Source organism: Undibacterium sp. Di27W (assembly GCF_049340345.1).
Taxonomy (GTDB): Bacteria; Pseudomonadota; Gammaproteobacteria; order Burkholderiales; family Burkholderiaceae_D; genus Undibacterium.
In genome coordinates this window covers 1-19,769 of record NZ_JBMPOS010000025.1, presented here as the reverse complement: position 1 = coordinate 19,769, position 19,769 = coordinate 1, and the positions used below count along the sequence as shown (strand labels likewise).

At 52.6% G+C, this 19,769-nt stretch carries 17 protein-coding genes and 1 tRNA gene; 4 read left to right on the top strand and 14 right to left on the bottom strand.

The features are described from left to right. Positions 1–33: 33 nt before the first annotated feature. The 8 genes from ACO0LF_RS29485 to mutL form a co-directional block, all read right to left on the bottom strand. The gene (locus ACO0LF_RS29485; protein ID WP_423020672.1) at positions 34–873 is read right to left on the bottom strand and encodes a phosphoadenosine phosphosulfate reductase family protein; all 840 of its coding nucleotides are present in this window, start codon (positions 871–873) and stop codon (positions 34–36) included. After that, positions 866–4,204 (bottom strand): ATP-binding protein, encoded by a 3,339-nt coding sequence (locus ACO0LF_RS29480; RefSeq protein ID WP_423020670.1) that lies wholly within the window; start codon positions 4,202–4,204, stop codon positions 866–868. Before ACO0LF_RS29480 ends, ACO0LF_RS29485 begins: the two co-directional genes overlap by 8 nt. Further along, a complete protein-coding gene (locus tag ACO0LF_RS29475) occupies positions 4,197–5,126 on the bottom strand; it encodes a DUF4007 family protein (protein ID WP_423020668.1) in 930 nt (309 codons plus the stop codon). Before ACO0LF_RS29475 ends, ACO0LF_RS29480 begins: the two co-directional genes overlap by 8 nt. Positions 5,127–5,681: 555 nt before the next feature. Beyond that, positions 5,682–6,947 carry a tyrosine-type recombinase/integrase gene (locus ACO0LF_RS29470; RefSeq protein ID WP_423020666.1) on the bottom strand — a complete coding sequence of 422 codons (1,266 nt, stop codon included), beginning with the start codon at positions 6,945–6,947 and terminating at the stop codon, positions 5,682–5,684. Positions 6,948–7,112: 165 nt separating this feature from the next. After that, positions 7,113–7,189, bottom strand: a tRNA-Met gene (locus tag ACO0LF_RS29465). A gap of 192 nt (positions 7,190–7,381) precedes the next feature. After that, positions 7,382–8,341: a tRNA (adenosine(37)-N6)-dimethylallyltransferase MiaA gene (miaA, locus tag ACO0LF_RS29460; protein WP_423020664.1), complete on the bottom strand. Its 960-nt coding sequence runs from the start codon at positions 8,339–8,341 to the stop codon at positions 7,382–7,384. After that, a complete protein-coding gene (locus ACO0LF_RS29455; RefSeq protein WP_423020662.1) occupies positions 8,338–9,558 on the bottom strand; it encodes a multidrug effflux MFS transporter in 1,221 nt (406 codons plus the stop codon). Before ACO0LF_RS29455 ends, miaA begins: the two co-directional genes overlap by 4 nt. Positions 9,559–9,580: 22 nt before the next feature. Further along, complete coding sequence (gene mutL / locus ACO0LF_RS29450) at positions 9,581–11,503, bottom strand: DNA mismatch repair endonuclease MutL (RefSeq protein ID WP_423020660.1); 1,923 nt, start codon at positions 11,501–11,503, stop codon at positions 9,581–9,583. An 83-nt stretch (positions 11,504–11,586) separates the two neighbouring features. Here mutL and ACO0LF_RS29445 point away from each other — a divergent pair, with 83 nt between their 5' ends. Beyond that, the gene (locus tag ACO0LF_RS29445; protein WP_423020658.1) at positions 11,587–12,240 is read left to right on the top strand and encodes a DedA family protein; all 654 of its coding nucleotides are present in this window, start codon (positions 11,587–11,589) and stop codon (positions 12,238–12,240) included. A gap of 12 nt (positions 12,241–12,252) precedes the next feature. After that, the gene (locus ACO0LF_RS29440) at positions 12,253–12,588 is read left to right on the top strand and encodes a hypothetical protein (protein WP_423020656.1); all 336 of its coding nucleotides are present in this window, start codon (positions 12,253–12,255) and stop codon (positions 12,586–12,588) included. Positions 12,589–12,802: 214 nt separating this feature from the next. Here the strand turns inward: ACO0LF_RS29440 and ACO0LF_RS29435 are convergent, their stop codons facing one another. Both ACO0LF_RS29435 and ACO0LF_RS29430 read right to left on the bottom strand, forming a co-directional pair. Further along, a complete protein-coding gene (locus ACO0LF_RS29435) occupies positions 12,803–13,462 on the bottom strand; it encodes a hypothetical protein (protein ID WP_423020654.1) in 660 nt (219 codons plus the stop codon). Positions 13,463–13,567: 105 nt separating this feature from the next. Beyond that, complete coding sequence (locus ACO0LF_RS29430) at positions 13,568–14,191, bottom strand: LysE family translocator (protein ID WP_423020652.1); 624 nt, start codon at positions 14,189–14,191, stop codon at positions 13,568–13,570. A gap of 126 nt (positions 14,192–14,317) precedes the next feature. Here ACO0LF_RS29430 and ACO0LF_RS29425 point away from each other — a divergent pair, with 126 nt between their 5' ends. Beyond that, a complete protein-coding gene (locus tag ACO0LF_RS29425) occupies positions 14,318–15,643 on the top strand; it encodes a PLP-dependent aminotransferase family protein (protein ID WP_423020650.1) in 1,326 nt (441 codons plus the stop codon). 21 nt (positions 15,644–15,664) lie between these two features. Here the strand turns inward: ACO0LF_RS29425 and ACO0LF_RS29420 are convergent, their stop codons facing one another. The 3 genes from ACO0LF_RS29420 to tsaE are packed head-to-tail and all read right to left on the bottom strand — an operon-like array spanning position 15,665 to position 18,056. Further along, positions 15,665–16,189 (bottom strand): hypothetical protein, encoded by a 525-nt coding sequence (locus ACO0LF_RS29420; protein ID WP_423020648.1) that lies wholly within the window; start codon positions 16,187–16,189, stop codon positions 15,665–15,667. 14 nt (positions 16,190–16,203) lie between these two features. Then, positions 16,204–17,553 carry an N-acetylmuramoyl-L-alanine amidase gene (locus ACO0LF_RS29415; protein ID WP_423020646.1) on the bottom strand — a complete coding sequence of 450 codons (1,350 nt, stop codon included), beginning with the start codon at positions 17,551–17,553 and terminating at the stop codon, positions 16,204–16,206. Positions 17,554–17,570: 17 nt separating this feature from the next. After that, positions 17,571–18,056 carry a tRNA (adenosine(37)-N6)-threonylcarbamoyltransferase complex ATPase subunit type 1 TsaE gene (gene tsaE / locus ACO0LF_RS29410; protein ID WP_423002410.1) on the bottom strand — a complete coding sequence of 162 codons (486 nt, stop codon included), beginning with the start codon at positions 18,054–18,056 and terminating at the stop codon, positions 17,571–17,573. 79 nt (positions 18,057–18,135) lie between these two features. Here tsaE and queG point away from each other — a divergent pair, with 79 nt between their 5' ends. Beyond that, entirely contained in the window at positions 18,136–19,221 is a 1,086-nt protein-coding gene (queG, locus tag ACO0LF_RS29405) for a tRNA epoxyqueuosine(34) reductase QueG (RefSeq protein ID WP_423020644.1), read from the top strand. Between the two features lie 364 nt (positions 19,222–19,585). Here the strand turns inward: queG and ACO0LF_RS29400 are convergent. Continuing rightward, positions 19,586–19,769, bottom strand: a 184-nt coding sequence (locus tag ACO0LF_RS29400; protein ID WP_423020642.1) for a hypothetical protein, incomplete at its 5' end; no start/stop codon positions are given.

Sequence of the window (19,769 nt, the reverse complement as noted above, 5' to 3'; positions counted from 1 at the left end):
ATGCAGTGTAAGTACTTGTCTGCCAGTGGGCAGTTACTTATGGCAAACTACGCAAGCACCGTTGCCTTCGTCTTCCCCGTAGATCTCGTCGATGTCTTCTAGAGTTTCGACCGGGCGAAGAGGATTTATCGGACGGTTCGCTAGATCTCTTTGCTTGCGACGTTCGAAGTCGGTGATGATCTGAATAACGCGTGCAGGCTTTTCTAGCTCGTCGAGCGGTTCGCCCTGTGTCCATGTAAACGGGGAGCCGTGCTCCAATGCATTCTTCTCGTATTGCTTGGCTTCTTCGAAGGCACTAGGGTGTCTTTCTTTGAGCCGTACCCACTCAATTTTTTGCTGGAAAAAGCAGAACGTGCATCCGCTACGAGAACGCCAGTCATAATATTTCGGGATACCGACGCCGGAAGATTCCAAAATATCCATCACACTCTTCTTGTCGATTCCACTCTCGCGGAAAGGGAGGCGAACTTTCAAGTTCTCGTGCTTTGACGTATAGCCTTCGCGGTATTCTTCGTCGGCGCGAATTGCGACATAAGTCGTGACGGTATCTCCTGCTGCTAACATCGGCCGAATCCATTGCTCGAATGGCGCAAGCTTCAACTGCCTGGTGCACCAGCGAGTTTGAGCCGATGGTAGGAAATGCTTGTATTCGCGTAGCCAGAAATCGAAATCGCGGCGCGGGTTTAGTCTAGCGATTGGCTTGCCAAGAAAACCTTCAAGGCGTCCCAGGAATTCATAGACTTCAGGCAGTTCTTTGCCAGTGTCTGTGAAGAAGTATTCGACGTCGAGTTCAGGGTGGTTTTGGCGGACAAACACTGCCAAGGCCGCACTGTCTTTTCCGCCAGATATTCCAAGAACGTGTTTTTCAGCCATGAGACTTCTCCATTTTTTCGTCGTCTTCAAGAGTCAGGCGCATACCAGCTTTCGCCAGCGCGGCGAGCAAAATTTCTGTGCTGTGTCCCCCGGCAAGAAGAGTGGTCGCTAGTTTTTCAGCCATTGATTCAACAGCATCGCGATGTCGATCAGGAATAGAGAAGGAGCGTGAAATAGTGCGCGTTTGAGTGCCAGCACCGATGACCACTGCGAAAGCTTCGCTAGTCGGCTTGCGACCTTTGACAGATACAAACGCTTCCGCTTGCCGGAATCGGAGAGCGGCTTGCGCGATATCTAAAAGCGCATGATCGATATCACGGTCGTTCCAATCGCGTGGAGGCTTGTTGGCAGCCAGACTCAAAATGCCCTCGATGCTTTCTTTGCCCCCATCATGTTTGGCAAGTCGAGCCGCAAAAGCATCTTGGCGCAGGTCGCCCGTTACACCATTCAAAACCTCTGCTCGGGCGCGTAGCCTATCTAATTTATCTGCGGGCGCGTCGAGAGCTTCTAGCATCGAATTCTCAATACGCGCAAGCAAATTATCATAAGCGCGTGCAATTTCAGTAATAGGGCTTCGAAGCGCATCGACATAAGAGCGATCGCTATTTTTTTCAAGAAGTGCGGCTAGATCAATAAACAGGACCTTGTGCGGATCGCTTGCTTTTAGCAGTGTGTCGCGAACAGCCCGGGCCATATCGCTGATGGTGTGAGTGCGTTGGCTCCATGCAGGTAAACCGAAGACCATGGCGACAAGTCCGCGTGCCGCTTCCAAAGGATCGCGTGTGGTAGCGGACGCGCCAACTTCGGTCAGAATGTCGGAGATCCCAGAAAGGATGTTTGCTTTCTCTTGGTCGATCAAAATCCAGCGCATGGAGAAACGCGAGGAATCTTGAAGATATTCGTCTACGTCCGCATCGGTGACGCGAGGAATGAACATACCTTCCTTGTATAAAGCAAGGTTACCTTTGTGAGCTAGCAAGAACGCAGTGAAGATCACAGGCATGACTCCTCTGCGAATGCCATAGGGTGGCATAGCCCATAAGTCGTGAAGATCAGAAATTTTCACCCTTTTATTCGCATCGGTGAAGAGCTTGCGCGTTTCTCGCCAAAGATTAGAGAAGGTTGGTGCGTGTTGATCATCAGGCGGCAAGAAGCACCATGCACCGTTGTTACCCTGTCGATGCAGACCTGTGGCTCGAAGCAAGGTCTCATATAGGCCGCGCTCGGCAGGGTATCCCGAAACGCCGAGATTCTCTTTTTCTTCATGGTCGAGCATGCAGTAGAGGAGGTCGCGGCGAGCTTTGACGCTGTTACTCGAAGGGCTGTCTCGGTTTAGAAGTTCGCTCCACAGTTTCGGAGCAGACGGGTATACCGCATCGGCTAAATTGGATGCCACGGGAGATAGGCGCCCGCTTGTTTCCAATTCCACTTCGCCTGCAACCCATCGAGCGTTGATTACTGCTTCGCGAAGTTGCTCTTCAAGATTGGCTCGCACCGATGATATTCTTGCTTGTACCTCACGACGAGCAACTGGGTCGCCATTGAGCTCGTGGCGTGACTGGACAATTTGGAGTGCGAGAAGTTCGGAGCCGAGATCTTCAATCTTGGCGTGGTTGCGTGGAATGCCTACGACCACAGGCCAAGGTTCAACCCTTGAATGCTCATGACACTTCCGCAATGCGGCTTTGCTATTCATATTCGAGCTAGGCAACGCTAGGAGAAATAAGCCAAACTCGCCATTATTGGGTTTGAACTTTGTAGCTATACGTTGAATATCGTCTAAATGACAAAGCGCCATGTTCATCCACCGCATAGTACCTGTTTCGTGGTAATGCCGTTTTGCGATTACTGGATAGAGGTTGGTTAGACTTTCAATCAAGGAGAAGTCGACGCCAGACATCCCTGAGCGGGCTTGTGAAATGGCATTGTCAATATCGAAATCACTACCCTCAAAGACTGACCAAGCTCCTATGTGTTTTTTAAACAGGATGACTCGCCAATTGGAAAGCTGCTGTAAGGCAGCTTCGACCTGATCAAGCGTGTTGATATAGAAAAGCGATTTGAGAACCTTTGACTCCGCTGCAAGTCCAGAGCCATTGCGGAAAAGATCAATCACTGCAATGTTTTTGATGAGCTCGACATGTAATGCATCGGTGGTTTTTGCTTCTGCACGCTCAACGGCTTCGACAGCCTGAGCCCAGCGGTGACCATCTGGAGATGAGAGGATCGCGGGTTCCAGGTTTGCGCGCAGGTAGTCCCAATAGTCGTTAGGGCGATACCAAGATGATTGCAATTGTGGAGTAGATTCCAGGTAAGAGCGAAATCCAGACGGCTCGACCGATGCCAAAAAGCCGAATGTACTGCGCTCATTTTGTCCAAATTGACGTTTAGAGATTGGGCCTAACAGAGCCGCCATAGCCGGATGCAGTGGCCAACAGGCATGTAGGCTTTTGAAGAAGTTATCTCCAACAGCTGGGCGTCGTGCGCGGATGGAGTCCGCGATTTCAATGGACGCAGACATCATCCAAACCGGAGTAACCTCAGCATGGATGGCGCGACCAATTAACTCTACAACTTCATCGCTTGCAGCGACCAAGGGAATGTCTGAGTATCGCCCCTGTACTTTGATCCAATCATCACGAGTTCCGATGCCAAGCCGGTTAGCATATTGGCTGAATGATTGGTGAAGAATACCAATGACGACAACCTTCCCTGAGGCTCGGGCTGCAGCTTCCGCAAGTTCTTGGAAGAAATATACATCGTCTCCCACACCTAAAGCGGAAGCTTCAAGGAACTTACCCATTTCATCAATTATGATCAGGACGCCATCGTTCTTTCGGGACTCAGCAGCTTCGCAGATGTCTGAAATGAGAGCCGAAGGATTAATTTTTCGTCCATCATGGCTGAGTCCTTGTGCCCGGCGTAGACCTCTGGTAAGTTCTGAGACGACACTCGCTCGCTTCCCAACGATGGGGATTGTCAGCCAACCCTTTCGACAGGGTAGGGCTTGATCAAATGAAGGGGTACTACCCAGATTCAAAACATCGCGGGCTTTCGCACGCAACTGCTTGTCAGAGCCAAGAGCGCTTGCGAGCGCGACTGCCAGGGACGACTTACCTCCACCAAAAGGACCAGTCCAAGTGAATGCTCGTTGATTGCTCTCTAGCAGTTGTCTAGTCATGCTGCTTAAAACGGCAGTGGCCGTTCCGTGACAGATGTAGCCGTTCAATGCGTCAGGGCGCCCAAGATCGACGTCGATGCGTATCGAGCGTTGGTAGTGTCGTGAGACGTGGACGATGTCCGAGAGTTTAATATTTTGCTCGTTAGGCATAGGCCTTCTCGATCATGCGTTTGCTGAGGTTCTCAGCTTTGTTGATGTTGCGATGAACTTGCCTCAGTCCTGCTGTATCAGTCCAAGAAAGCGCGCCGAGAGTGAGATCCTCAAGCGCAAGAAGGCGCTCTGCGATAGAATCTTCGTCAAGTTTGAATACGCGCCCCGGCGACCCTTCTTCAAATGCGATGGATTCAAAAGCAAGTGAGCTTAGTCCCGGCGCGGCCGATTTCCAAAAATCTAAAAGCGCATAAGTAAACATCCCGTCATGCAGCGTGGCCTTTGGGCCTCGACGGAAGGCGAAGTGACCTTTGCGCTCTTCAAAAATCAATCCCAATTCGCCAAGCATTGGTTCGGCGTAGTCCTCAGGGGAGCCACCTGTGGATCGTGGGGCATATCCGCGAAGGCACGTTTCGATATCGCGCGACAAAGTGGCGGGAGACAGCTTGCGATTGGGAGCCAAGCTTCGAGCGTATTCGGCTAAGGGAAACTCAAGATCTTCCCGAGAGAATGTTGGAGTGGTGACATGGTTGAAAAGCCACTTCCACGTGGTTGCGCGGTTTCCTTTGCCTGCGAGCCACCAATGAGCATACCAAGCGGTTGTGGGGTTTTCTGAATAAGGGTCCAAGCCGCCGTCTTTCAAGACGAGGTTGGCCGAATCGGTCACTTTGTAGGTGCCGCTCGCAGCGCCGTCTTCGGTCATCACGTTGCAGGCTAATGCCCAATGCCTGATCGATGCGACCATGTTTTTGCCAACACCGAACTCGGCAATTGCATTGTCATCAGTGAATGTCGATTTCAGGATAATGCCCTGCGCATTCGCTTGGTCGAAGGCTTTTTTAAGCCACATTTGACGAAGCGGAAACGTCTCGTGACCTGAGAAGTGCGCTTGAATACTTTCGGATGCTGTGATTTTCTTCATGCGTTCATTATAACTGGAGACTTTCACCAGTGGATCGCTTTGCCCTTTTGTTCAAGAGAAAAACTGGAGATTGTCGCCAGCGGGAATAGCGAGGCTACCGTTGCAATGTGCAGACGTCTGCACAGTCCTCTTACTTTGCACTTTCTCGACGTATATTAATCAAAATAATAGCTAATGAAATAACAATGTGATCTACATTTGAATAGTACTGTATAAATGCACAGTTATATTGATTTTTTGTGACCATTTCTTACTTATGCCGCGTGTTAAGAATATTTGTTGTTTTTTTTATTCTTTGTAGCCTGATTTGCTGGAAACTTAGTATTTTAAATAGCGAAAACTCGGCCCAGCATTAATGTCTGATGAGTCAATATGTAGTTTTCGTGGGGGCATTTGATTTCGATAGGCATCGTGCGTTACCCTATCAGAGTTGGCCATGTCTTTGAATGTGCAGGAGAATAGCGCCGTAGTGTTGCTGGCTTTAACTGCTAGCAAAAAAGGTTTTGTGAATCATCCTCAGGTTATATAAGGTACTGATTCTTCGAGAGCAAGATTCTATGCCGCATTCCCCCCAAATCTCCCTAAAATCACATTTCCATGCTCCACATTGGCTAAATAATCTGCATATTGCTGCATCATTACCTTTCTCTCATCAAGAAATAATGCGCGGTCATAAGCCTCTCCATATGCATCGCCAGAAGCGTGTGACAACTGACGATCAACAACTTCATGCCTGTAGCCAAGACGCTCCTTGATGACGCCCATTGCCAGTGAACGGAATCCATGGCCGGTCATCTTGCCACTGTATCCCATGCGCTTTAATGCAGCTAGGATGCCAAAGTTTGTTGCTGGCTTTTCGTGATCTCTTTGATTTGGAAACAGATATTTATTCCCACCTGTAATTGCATGAAGTTCACGCAATAGCTCCCAGCCTTGTCTTGGCAGGAATACATGGTGGTTGACTTTGCGCGGGTTGATTTTCTTTTTGCCCATCTTCATGCGATGCCAGTCGATGATCCACGATTCGTTTTCGAGGTCAATTTCTGACCAGGGAGTTTCAGTTAGCTCACTTGTGCGAACAAAAGTCAGCATCATCAATCTGAACATTACCTTGGTTGGAACGAACATGCGACCTTCAATCTTTTTGAATGCACGAATAAATTCAGGGATTTCATCAGGGGTTATAGCTGCATGGTGCCCCTTTGATATCGGTTTTAATGCGCCGCGCAAGCTTGGAACAGGATCAATATCAGCTTTACCTGATGCAATGGCAAATCGGAATATCTGACTGCAGACTTGACCTTGCCGTTTTGCCATGTCCAGTGCCCCGCGCTTTTCAATCTGGCGCAGGACATCAAGCATTACGGGTGCCTTGATTTCTGATATAGGGTGTTTTCCAATCAGCGGAAACACGTCTTTTTCCAGTCGATGCAGCACATTTGTAGCGGTGCGGGTTTGCCAGGTTTCGAGTCTGTTGGCATGCCACTCTCTCGCTACTGACTCAAAAGTATTGGCGTTTGCGGTTGCCTTGTTAATTTTCTCTATGCGTTTGGCCTGGGCGGGATCAACACCGGCAGCTTTCAGTTTTTTTGCCTCCATGCGCTTTTCGCGTGCTTCCAGAAGTGAAACTTCGGGATATGAGCCAAATGTCAGCCTGGTATTCTTGCCATTGGGTTGCCGGTAACTCAAACGCCAGATTTTTGATCCGATAGGCATTATCTCCAAATACATGCCGCCGCCATCTGCCAGGGTATAGGGTTTGTCCCTGGGTTTTGCGCTTTTGATCTGGATATCTGTGAGTGGTTTGGCAAGTTTTGGCATTTTGCATCCATGCTGTTTAAGAGTTTGCATCCATGGATTCAAGTATGGATGCAAAAGTGCTGGATGTAAATGGACGCCATCGGACCGGGTTAAACAAAAAACCCGCTTCAGCACTGGGCAGGAAGCGGGTTCTTGTATTCCAAAGAACTTCTTTGGACATATATCTGGTGGTGATAGGTGGACTTGAACCACCGACCCCAGCATTATGAGTGCTGTGCTCTAACCAACTGAGCTATATCACCAAGAAGCCTGCGATTATGTCAGTTTGGCCTTGGGCTGTCAATATGCAAAACCAGATTTTGATAGAAACTGCGGCTATTTTTGCTTAAAAAGCAAAGCATTTCTGGTTTTGTGTCTGAATTAGGCTGCGTATTGTTAAAAATGGGTTCACCTTGAGGCCCATGCTCAGCTTCGCATAGTGCTTGGCCTAGTCTTCATGCCGGGCTGTTCAAGGCCTGCCTGACACTCTCCATGATCTGCGCCTGGGCATCGGCTGCCAGGCAGTCGATGATGATGCGGTTTGGCATGGATCTGAGCCAGGTGACCTGGCGTTTAGCGAGCTGGCGGGTGGCGATGATGCCTAGTTCGCGCATTTCTGCGAGCGTGGTTATGCCATCGAGATAATCCCAGGCCTGGCGGTAGCCTACGCAGCGTATGGATGGCAGGTTGGCGTGCAGGTCTGGTCTTTGTTTTAAGGCTTTGACTTCATCGATAAAGCCTTGCTCTAGCATGGTGTCAAAGCGCAGGGCGATGCGTTGGTGCAGTACGCTGCGCTCTGATGGTTCCAGCGAGATGGCGTGCATATCGAAAGGGGGCGCGGCGCGTTCCTGTTTGGCTAGCAGGGCGGACATGGGCTGGCCGGTGATGGCGATGATTTCCAGGGCGCGTTGTATGCGCTGGCTGTCTTGCGGTTTGAGCCTTGCTGCGGTTTCGGGGTCCAGCGTTGCCAGTCTGGCGTGCAGGCCGGGTACGCCTATGCGGGCTGCTTCTGCATCGAGTTCTGCGCGTATGGCCGGGTCTGCACCTGGCAGCTCGTCCAGGCCATCCATCAGGGCTTTGAAATACATCATGGTGCCGCCTACCAGCAGGGGCAGTTTGCCTCTGGCTTGTATCTCCGCGACCAGTCTTTGTGTGTCTTTGCGAAATTGCGCTACTGAATAAGACTCTGCCGGGTCGATGATGTCGATGAGGTGATGAGGTACTGCGGCCAGTTCTGCTGCATTGGGTTTGGCCGTGCCTATGTTCATGTCGCGGTAGACCAGTGCAGAATCGACGGAGATGATTTCTGCCGGGTAGTGGCGCGCAATTTCCAGCGCGGCGGCGGTTTTGCCTGAGGCGGTAGGCCCCATGATGGCGATGACTTTTTGTACTGACGTAGTTGTGTGGATAATCATACAGGTTGTTCTGCCGGGATCAACGCAGGGAGGACACGGGCGGCGATAAAAATGAGGCTGCCCATGCTGCAGGCGATGATGGCGAGCGGGTAGACCGTGCCATTATGCGTGGCACCAACAATGCTGCCGACAATAAAGGCGACCAGCATATACAGCGCCCCCATGAGGCCAGCGGCAGTGCCCGCCTGTTGCGGGAAGGGCGAGACAGAGTTGGATTGCGAAATAGGGAAGTTGATGCCATGCGCACCCATGGTCATGAACATGACGGGTGGTAGCATAGCCCAGTGCTGTACGCCCGACAGTGTCATTGCCAGAAAAGTAGCGCCAGCAGCGAGAGAAAGGCTGCTGCCTATGCGCATGCTGATCTTGGTGCCAAAGCGTGCATGCAGGCGGCGGCAGACCACGGTGCCACTGAGGTAGCCGGATACACCAAAGGCAAAACAATAACCAAACCAGGCAGTTGGCAAGGCCAGTACCTTGATCAGCACAAAAGATGCGCCAGAGATAAAGACAAAGATGGAGCCATACGACAAGGCACCCGGCAAGGCATATACCCAGAACACCGGTGCACCGAGCACGATGCGGTAATTGCGCAGCAAGCCGCTGACGTTGGTGGCTCTGGCGTCTTTATACAGATTGGTTTCTGGCAGGCGCAAGATGACCATGATGAGCAAGGCTGCTGCCAGCAGGGCATGCACAAAAAACGCTGCGCGCCAGCCCAGATTGACTTGCAAAAATGAACCCAGGATAGGCCCAAGCAAAGGCGCGGCAGATACCCAGCTACTGGCTTTGGAAATAACCTTGATGCTGTCTTGCGGGTCATAAGCATCGCGCACTATCGCACGCGCAATGATGACGGCAGAGCAGCAGCCCAGCGCCTGCAAAAAGCGTGCAGCAATCAACATGCCCATGCTTTGCGATGCGCCACACAAGAGGCTGGCGAGCAGATAGAGGCTAAGCCCGACGATGACGACGGGGCGGCGGCCAAAGCGGTCAGATAGTGGGCCGATGACCAGTTGTGCACCACCAAAGCCAGCGACAAAGATGGACAGCGTCAGTTGCACGGTGGCGGCAGGTACATCAAACACTGCTGCCAGGCTGGGCAGGGATGCCAGATACAGGTCAGTCGATAGTGGTTGCAACATCAGGAATGTAGCAATCAAAAAGAATAAAGGTGCTGCCGAAAATGGGGCGATGGCCTGATTGGTTGGCGTCATGGTTAATCTTCTTCTCAGGGCATCACTGACCACGCAAGAACATCTTGTCGAGATCATTCAAACCCAGTTGCACCCAGGTTGGGCGGCCATGGTTGCACTGGTCTGAGCGTTCTGTATGTTCCATCTGGCGTAGCAGGGCATTCATTTCTGGTACGGTCAGGCTGCGGTTGGCGCGCACGGCGGTGTGGCAGGCCAGGGTGCCGAGCAATTCATTACGCCTGTCTATCAAAACGCGGGAGCCACCAAATTCACGTACTTCACGCAAGACATCGCGTGCCAGTGATTGTGCATCGGCATTCTTCAAGAGCGCTGGCACGGCGCGCACGGCCAACGTGGTTGGCGAGATGGCGGCCATGTCAAAGCCCAGCGCTTTGAGCGTGTCCTGATGTTCCTCTACTGTGCCGACCTCTACTGCATCGGCAAAGAAGGTGATGGGGATCAGCATGGGTTGCACTGGCATGCTGTTTTCATCAAGGGCGTTTTTTAATTGCTCGTAGAGTATGCGTTCATGGGCGGCATGCATGTCTACCAATACCAGGCCCTTGCTGTTTTGTGCCAGCACATACACGCCATGCAATTGGGCGAGGGCGAAACCTAAGGGGTAATCATCATCTGGCAGGCTGTTGGCGATCTGGTTGGCGGGTGCATAGCTGGCACCGGCCTCGTTGACGCCAGCATTGGCATTGGGGCGGAAGAAAGCGCCATAGCTTTCCATGCTTTGAGTGACGCCGCCATTGGGCTGTGGGCGGTAGGGGTTTTGATAGGCGTTACCGTAACCGCCTCCACCAGTACCACCTCCACCGCCACCACCACCTGCATACGGCGACGGGTTGGCAAACTGCGCTGCAAAGGTTGTTTGCTCGCCGGATATCCACGGCGTGCTGCCATTGGCAGGTGCAGCGATGCCAGAGCCAGCAGACATGGGGCCGGGCACAGTGCCAAATGCCGTCGCCGATGTTTGCGCCAGGGCGCGGCTGACTGCATGAAAGACAAACTGGTGCACAGAGCGGCTATCGCGGAAGCGTACTTCTATCTTCGATGGGTGTACGTTCACATCGACCAGTGCCGGGTCCAGGTCCAGCCCCAATACGTAGGATGGATAACGGTCACCATGCAACACATCCTGATAAGCAGCACGCACGGCATGGGTCAGCAGCTTGTCGCGCACGAAGCGGCCATTGACGTAAAAGAACTGCGCATCGGCGCGGGCCTTGGATGCTGTCGGCAGGCCGACAAAGCCGTGTATGCGCAAGGGGCCTGCGCTTTCATCGAGAGACAGGCGGGCGTTCGAGAAAGCTTCGCCCAAAATCTGCGCACTGCGCTTGTCGATGGCGCTGACATTCCAGTGGTCTACTGCCTTGCCATTATGGCTTAGTGAAAACGAGACATCTGGCCTGGCCAGGGCAATGCGGCGCACGATCTCGGCGCAATGGCCAAATTCTGTCTGCTCAGACTTTAAGAACTTGCGCCTGGCTGGGGTGTTGTAATACAGGTCTTGCACATCCACCGTCGTGCCTTGCGCGCCGGATGCGGGGGAGACCTTGCCGTTTTCTATCTGCCAGGCATGGGGTGCATCCGCGGTGCGTGTGGTCAGCGTCAGCAGTGATACTGAGGCGATGGAGGCTAAAGCCTCACCGCGAAAGCCCAGGGTGGCAACATGTTCCAGCTCATCGAGGCTGGCAATCTTGGAGGTGGCATGGCGGGCTACGGCCAGCGTTAACTGGTCTGGCGGTATGCCGCGGCCATTGTCGGTGATGGCAATGCGCTTGACGCCGCCTTCTTCCAGACGGATGACGACATTGCTGGCACCGGCATCGAGGGCGTTTTCCAGCACTTCCTTGACGACGGCAGAGGGCCTTTCCACGACTTCGCCAGCGGCGATCTGGGAAATCAGGTTGTCGGGCAGGGCCAGGATAGGGCGATGGGTAGCAGGGTTCGAATTCATGCCATGATTATACCTGTCAGGCGTCTCAGACATTGCCGTCTGGTGTATGATTGCGGCGGCTTTATACTGACCCTGGAAAAATAATGGATTTTATGCAACTCCTCGACATAATTTTGCATGTCGATAAAATGCTGGGCACTTTCGTTACACAGTATGGCGCGCTGGTTTATGTCATCTTGTTCGCCATCGTATTTTGTGAAACGGCTTTCGTCGTTTTCCCTTTCTTGCCAGGGGATTCGCTGCTATTCATTGCTGGCGCCCTGTGCGCTTCTGCCAATTCACCATTGAATGTCTGGGTATTGATCGCCTTGCTGGTGATTGCCTCCATCACGGGTAACTCCATCAATTACTGGATAGGCAGCCTGATAGGTCACAAGCTCATAGAAAAAGATTTTCGCTGGATAGACCGCAACGCCTTGATGAAAACGCATATGTTTTATGAAAAGCATGGTGGCAAGACCGTCGTGCTGGCGCGTTTTATTCCTCTGGTGCGCACTTTTGCTCCTTTTGTGGCAGGTTTTTCCGAGATGACGCACAAGACTTTTCAGATCTACAATGTGCTTGGTGCCTTGCTATGGGTATTTAGCGTCGTGTTGAGCGGTTATTATTTTGGTAATATCCCTATTCTGCGTGACCATTTGAATACCGTGGTCCTCATCGGCGTCGGTGCGGCAGTTGTGCCTGTCGTGCTGGGCGGCCTGTGGAGGCTCTTCAGGGGCAAACGCAAACCTTCTTGAAAGCGGGTCTTTATGGCGAAGCCCAGGCAAATTTCATCCACCGTTGTCTGGCTAAAAGCCAGTGCACCTGTCAAACCTGCGCTGGGCCAGGCTTGCAACGGTTGTGGAGTTTGCTGCGCAGCCGAACCCTGCCCGGTGGCGAGGGTGTTTTTATTACAGTTTCGAGGTAGTTGCCAGGCGCTGGAATGGCATGCGGATGTGCAGCAGTATCGTTGCGGGATGTTAGTGCAACCTGCCAATTATGTGCGCTTGCTGCCTTATGCATGGCAGGGCTGGTTTGCCAGGGGTGTGAGGCGGTGGATAGCAGCAGGGACGGCCTGTGATTCGGATGCGAGTGTGGGGGAGTAGTTTTTGGATGGGGTTTGGGAAATTGCTTTTCCTTAATCGCGATTGATGAACCGCGATGGATTACGATGCCTAGGTTGGGCAAGTTGTAGGTTGGGCTACGATTTACCAGCCCAACACTCGGCGTTTAAATAACGTATACGTTTGTTGAGGCCCAGTGTTGGGCTGGTGAAGCGTAGCCCAACCTACGTTAATGCCGTTAATGCCTAATCCCCACCTACCTGAATATAACCGGCAAAATACTCGCGCAAATCAGGGCTGCGGCTACATTGCACACGACCAGCCTGGTCGGGGCATTTAAATCCGGTTTCAAATCATCCGCATTCAATTTCTCTTGCAGGGCTTTGGCGATTTTGTCTGCGGTTTCTTCACGGCTGTCTGAGCCTGCCGCAGGATTGTTTTCCAATACCCGGCTAATCACTGAAATAAAATCAAACTTTTGCAAAAGCGTGCTAAAGACCATCTTGTTGATGGCTGATTGCTCACTCAATTTATTGAGCTGCGCAGTGATCTTTTCATGGATGGCTGCACTGCTGCTGCCAGCGGTATGGACCTTGTCCAGCAGCTGCGGGTAGTTATCGCTCAGTTTGCCAACTACAAACTGGCTCAGGTCAGTGCCATGCCTTTCTGCCAGAAAATGCATGGCAGTGGCGACACCCTGTTTTTTGCCCATGAAAAAATACAAGATGGGGGCCAGCAAGTTCGTCAGGCCTAGCAAGAACATGGGCAGGCCGCTATGGCCCCGGCCAGCCCAACTGGCAAAAAACAGGAATAAAACCAGATTCAGGAAAAGCCCGAATGCCGTGTAGCCGATGACACGGGAAGAAATTTTAACGCCAGCCAGGGCGCTGACGTTCAAGATGGTTTTGATTGCCATAGGGGCAGATGCTTCCTTTGAGGGGGACAAATTGTCCCTGCTGGTTAATCTAAGTCTGCAAATCATAGCATACCGATAACAGCAACCCTGAAAATGCGCTTGCTGCTAGCGCGTCATCAGTAGCAGACGCAAGGCCAGCAAAGACAACACCGCCGCCAGGATACGCGCCTGCAATTTTGCTGCTTTGGCATGGCGCATCAGTGCATGGCGGATGACATGACCAAAACTGCCCAGCAGGGCATGAAAAATAGTGCTGATGGCGGTTAGCGTTAAACCCAGCAACAATAATTGCTGCGTGACCATGTCTGCCTGCGCATTTACAAATTGCGGCAAGAACACCATGAAGAAAAGCAAGGCCTTGGGATTGAGCAGACTGTTCAGGCAAGAGCGGGCGAATACAGTAGGCAGCGACACTGCCTGAGCTGTAGTTGCTATTGCTGAAGCAGAATTGCCTAGCGCCTTGTAAGCCATCCACAGCAAATACACTGCACCCGCATAACGTATCACATCAAATGAAGGTGGCCATGCCGTGATGATGGCAGTGATGCCGCAAGCTGTCAGCAACGTCAGGATGATATCTGCTGCGCCTATACCCAAAGCAGCAGCCATGCTACCGCGCAAGCCATATTGCATGCCGCAAGTCATGACGAAGGCCATGTTCGGGCCGGGTGAACATAGCAACAGCAAGACAGCGATGCTGAAGGTGGTGAGTGTAGTCAGGCTGATCATGTCAGGCATCCTTGTGGCTTGCTGAAAATATGCAGGCAGTGTAGCCTTTTGATCTGATACAGTAAAAAAATTGTTCTAGATACTATTTTGTTGCAGTTTTATGTTTCTATTTTATATTCCTATCTCATGGCCTTAGCCCGCTACAAATCCATCGTTGATGATTATGCTGCCCGCATTGGCAGCGGCAAATTGCGGCCCGGTACGCAGTTGCCTACCCTGCGCCAACTCATGCAAGAGCATAGCATTGCACTGGCGACGGCCTCACGCGTTTATACCGAACTGGAAGCACATGGCCTGGTAGCTTGCGAGATGGGGCGTGGCACTTTTGTGCGCGACACCAACTTGCCGCGTGGTCTGGGGCTGGAGCAGCAGACCTTGCAAAGCGGGGCAGTGGACCTGATCTTCAATTACCCATGCCTGCCAGGACAAGATGAGATGCTGCGCGAAGGCTTGCGCTGCATCGCCAACTCAGGTGATCTGGATGCCTTATTGTATGCCGCACCCCAAGGCGGTCGCCCGCATGAGCGGCAAATCATGGCCAGGCATTTACGCAATCGTGGCTTGCGTTTGCCTGCGGAACAGGTGCTTATCGTCAACGGTGCGCAACAAGCATTGGCGGTGACCGTGCAGGCTTTGCTGACACCGGGCGATATCCTGGTCATGGATGCATTAAGCTATCCAGGCATGAAAACCCTGGCCCTGTCAGCGCGGCTGGATGTGGAAGCCTTGCCGCTGGCCGAAGGTAAATTGAACTTGCCAGCCCTGGCGGCCCTGTGCAAGCGGCGGCCCGTGCGTGCCATGTATGTGATGCCCACCATGCATAATCCCATGGGCACGGTGATGACGGATGCAGAGCGCCAGCAGCTTGCCCAACTGGCAAAAAAATATCAATTCCTGATCATAGAAGATGGGGCTTATGCCTTCCTGGCAGAGCCTGCGCCCAAGCCTGTCTTCACTTATGCGCCTGAACAAACTGTCTATATTTCTGGCCTGTCAAAAAGCGTGGCCTCGGGTTTGCGCATAGGCATGCTGGCAGCGCCACCAGCCTTGATACCTGCGCTGGAAACAGCTATCCGTGTCACCTCAGGCAATACGCCTTCATTGATGATAGCCCTGGCTTGCCTGTGGATAGAGTCAGGCGTAGTCGATGAACTGGAAATAAGAAAGCGCAAGGATGCCAGACAGCGTCAGCGTCTGGCAAGGGCAGCTTTGCATGCTTGCAAGCTGATAGCACATCCAGGCTCATATTATTTGTGGCTGGATTTGCCTGAAGGTTTGCGGGCAGAACAAGTTGCTGCGAGCCTGGCACTGCAAGGCATCATGGTGGCAACGGCAGAAGCTTTTACTGTAAGTGTAGCGGTGCCACATGCATTGCGACTGGCAATAGGGTCGGTTCCGCTGGCGACACTGGAACAAGCACTGGCAAACATAAATGAGGCTTGCAGGCCTTGATCATGCTCGCTATTTTGTGATTCAATGTGTCGGGAGTTTTTTCATTTCGCTTATTTTTATCTGCATGCCATGGGCGTTTGGTAAGTCTGTCAGACATTGCGCGACCGTGACATGTGGTTGACTGGCTTTGATCTCGCCACAGGACAGGCCTTCGGTGGTTTCGAAAACCTGAGTCTTGCCCAGATAATGGGCGTTGCAGAAATCCACATCAAGCCCGGTCGCCATGAATTGACGGGCAGTGGCCTTGCCCAAGGTTTTTACCCGCCCCTTGTAGGTGTTGATACTACGCTCATAGTAAGTGCGTATGTACTCCACTTCTTGCAAGGGCTGTGCAGTGAACAGGCTGAAATACCTGGCCGATATGCGGGTCTCTTCCAGTTCCTTTGCAGAGTATCCTGCCGCTTTCAGTTTTTGCTCTATCAATGGCAGGGCAGGTGAGCAACTGAGAACCTTCATTTCCACATAAGAGGGGATGTGGGCAATATCTTCAGCTTTGCCAGGTAGAGCGACAGTCAAAACCAGCAAGGCCGGGATCAGGGTTTTCATATTGCCGCCCGTGTTTAAGTCATGCGATTTTTAGCCAGCGGCGGGTTCTTGGAAAAATATTTCTTGATGCCCTTCATGACCGCATCTGCCAGTTGATCCTGATAGGCATTGTCGGTCAGCTTGGCTTCTTCTTCCGGGTTGGAGATAAAGGCGGTTTCTATCAAGATGCTGGGGATGTCAGGGGCTTTCAATACTGCAAAGCCAGCCTGCTCAACTGAGCCTTTATGCAACCTGTTGATACCGCTGATTTCACTGAGCACGACCTTGCCCAGCTTGAGGCTGTCATTGATTTGTGCCGTCGTTGATAAATCCAGCAAGACACTGGCCAATTGCTTGTCATGGGTCTTGATGTTGACGCCACCGATCAGATCAGCTGCATTTTCTTTATCTGCCAGCCAGCGGGCGGCAGTGGAGCTGGCCCCTTTTTCTGACAAGACAAATACGGAAGAACCGCGTGCGCTGGAATTGACAAAGGCATCTGCATGCACCGACATGAACAGGTCTGCCTGGACGGCGCGGGCTTTTTGTACCCTGACATTCAGCGGCACAAAGTAATCTGAATCACGGGTCAGCATGACGCGCATATTCGGATGCTGTTCTATCTTGGCTTTGAGGCGCTTGGCAATCGCCAGCACCACATCTTTTTCACGGCTGCCGCCACGGCCTATGGCACCTGGGTCTTCACCACCATGACCGGGGTCGATGGCGATGGTGATCATGCGTGTCAGTTGTACCGGCTTCTCCTGCTTTTCTATGGCTGGCGCCCCGGGTTTGATTTCTGGCTGAGGATCGAGCCTGACTTCTGGTTTGGGCTCTGGCCTGGGTTCGCTCTTGCCCGCCAATATATCAGCAGGGTTGGCGGTTGCCACCGGTGCCTGGGTGATGGCACCTGGCTCCTTATTCCATTCGCCTTTTTCTATCAGTGCCGCCAGAGGGTCGGTAGGGTTGGATGGGTAAAGGTCAAACACCAGCCTGTGCTTGTAATTACCTACCGGTGGCAGGGTAAATACTTGCGGACTGACTTCTTCTTTGAGATCAAATACCAGGCGCACGACATTGGGACGATTCTGGCCTACGCGCACTTGCTTGATATAGGGATCATTTGACTTGATCTTGGCGACCAGTTCCTTGAGCTTGGCGTTCAGTTCCAGGCCTTCGATATCGACGAACAGGCGATACGGGTCTTTCAGCACGAAGTGATTGGTTTTCAGTTCGCTGTCATTTTCCAGCGTGACGCGGGTATAGTCTTCTGCCGGCCAGACGCGTACGGCCAGTATCTGTGCGGCATTGGCAACAGGAGCAATGACAGAGAGCAGCAGGGTGCCGCCCGCTTTTAGCAGGACGCGGCGTTTTTTGGAAAGCACAGTATGATTTTCAGCGCTTACAGATTCGGGGCAAACTTGAGTAATGCGAGACATGCGACACCTTTGGCAGACAACGCGTGCAATTCTACCTCACGACCGTCACCGGCGACGCGCAAAAATACATTCAAATCAGGTTCTGGCAGCACACCATCGGCTTTTTCTGGCCATTCAACGACACAGATATTGCTGTCATTAAACTCTTCCCTGAAGCCTGCTTCGGCAAATTCATCAGCACTGATCATGCGATACAGGTCAAAATGCATGATAGTGACAGCCTGGCCCTTGATGCTGACCTGGTAAGGTTCGGCCAGGGTATAGGTCGGGCTTTTGACGTTGCCATTGTGGCCAGCCGCATGGATCATGGCGCGGGTCAGCGCGGTCTTGCCGGCACCCAGGTCGCCATGCAAAAAGATGCTCATGCCCGGCGTCAGCGCATGCGCCAGGCATTTACCCAGTGCCTGGGTAGCTGCTTCATTGGCGAGTGTGGTCTTATAATGTGACATTTCCTGCAAAGTTCCTATTCATGAATCTGCCTAACATAGCACAACCCCCTCATTCTGTGTACTACAGAGGGGCGGGCGCGTGAGTCTGGACAGCACAGCCCTGGCCGAGCTGGCGGGGCAAATACGCCTGTGGGGCAAAGAGCTGGGCTTTGCCGAGCTGCGCATAGGCGACGTTGATCTGTCGCACATAGAAGGCAGTTTCCAGGCCTGGCTGGATGCCGGCTACCATGGCGAAATGGCGTATATGGCCAGCCACGGCACAAAACGTACCCGCCCGGCAGAACTGGTGCCAGGCACGGTCAGGGTGATTTCTGCCCGCATGAATTATTTGCCCAAGACCGAAAGCTGGCGTGCTGAAGAGCAGGGGCAGGCCGCAGACAAGGCCGTGATCTCCCTGTATGCGCGCGGCCGCGACTACCACAAAGTCTTGCGCACCCGCCTGCAGCAACTGGCTGAACGCATAGAAAAAGCCATAGGCCCCTTCGGCTACCGGGTATTTACCGATTCCGCCCCCGTCATGGAAGTGGCGCTGGCGGCCAAGGCTGGCCTGGGCTGGCGCGGAAAACATAGTCTGTTACTCAGCCGTGAGGCTGGCTCCATGTTCTTTCTCGGTGAAATCCTGATTGACATCCCTTTGCCTGTCGATGAACCAGTCGGCCAGCACTGTGGCCAGTGCAGCGCCTGCATGGATATCTGTCCGACCAGGGCCATTGTTGCGCCTTACACCGTCGATGCGCGTTTGTGCGTGTCTTACCTGACCATAGAGCTGCACGGCAGCATACCGGTGGAATTGCGGCCCCTGATAGGTAATCGAGTCTATGGCTGTGATGATTGCCAACTGGTCTGCCCCTGGAATAAATTTGCCCAGGCGGCGGCTGTCGATGATTTTGCTGTTCGCAATGGCCTCGACAATGCCCGCATGGTGCATTTGTTTGCCTGGACGGAAGAACAATTCCTGCGCATGCTGGAGGGCAGCCCGATACGGCGCATAGGGCATGAGCGCTGGTTGCGCAATATTGCGGTTGGCTTGGGGAATGCGGCGGTCAGCATGCGTGGCGATGCTGAAATCGTGGCGGCTTTACGGGCGCGGCTGGTGCATCCTTCTGAGATGGTGAGGGAGCATGTGGTTTGGGCTTTGGGGAGGCATGGGGTGGAGGAGATTTAGTTTGTCGAATATCGATGGACAGCCGGTATCCTTAATATCGTTGACAAACGTTTTAATGACGCTGACAAGCCGTATCCTTAATGTCGTCGCTCCTGCGCAGGCAGGAGCCTAGTGGCGTTCGTTGTTTTGCCGTATTTTTATTAAAACGATTACCCTTCGTGGACACAAGCCGGGTCTCGGCCCGGCGGCCGAAATTCTTTCTTTGCGTCGCCAAAGAAAGAACTCAAAGAAAGGCGACCCAGGCATAGCCGCCCCTTCGGGGTTCCCATTTGTGCAGGACAAAAAATGGGAAATGCCCGAAACTCGCCTGCGGCTCAAACAACGGTCATTTCTTTTTCCATTTTCTGTCCTGCACAAATGGCGTCTACACATGGGAAATGCTAACGTCAAAAACAACAGCGACCCCAAAGTCAAACCCAATAGCAACAGCAACAGCAACAGCAACAGCAACAGCAACAGCAACAGCAACAGCAACAGCAACAGCAACAGCAACAGCAACAGCAACAGCAACAGCAACAGCAACAGCAACAGCAACAGCAACAGCAACA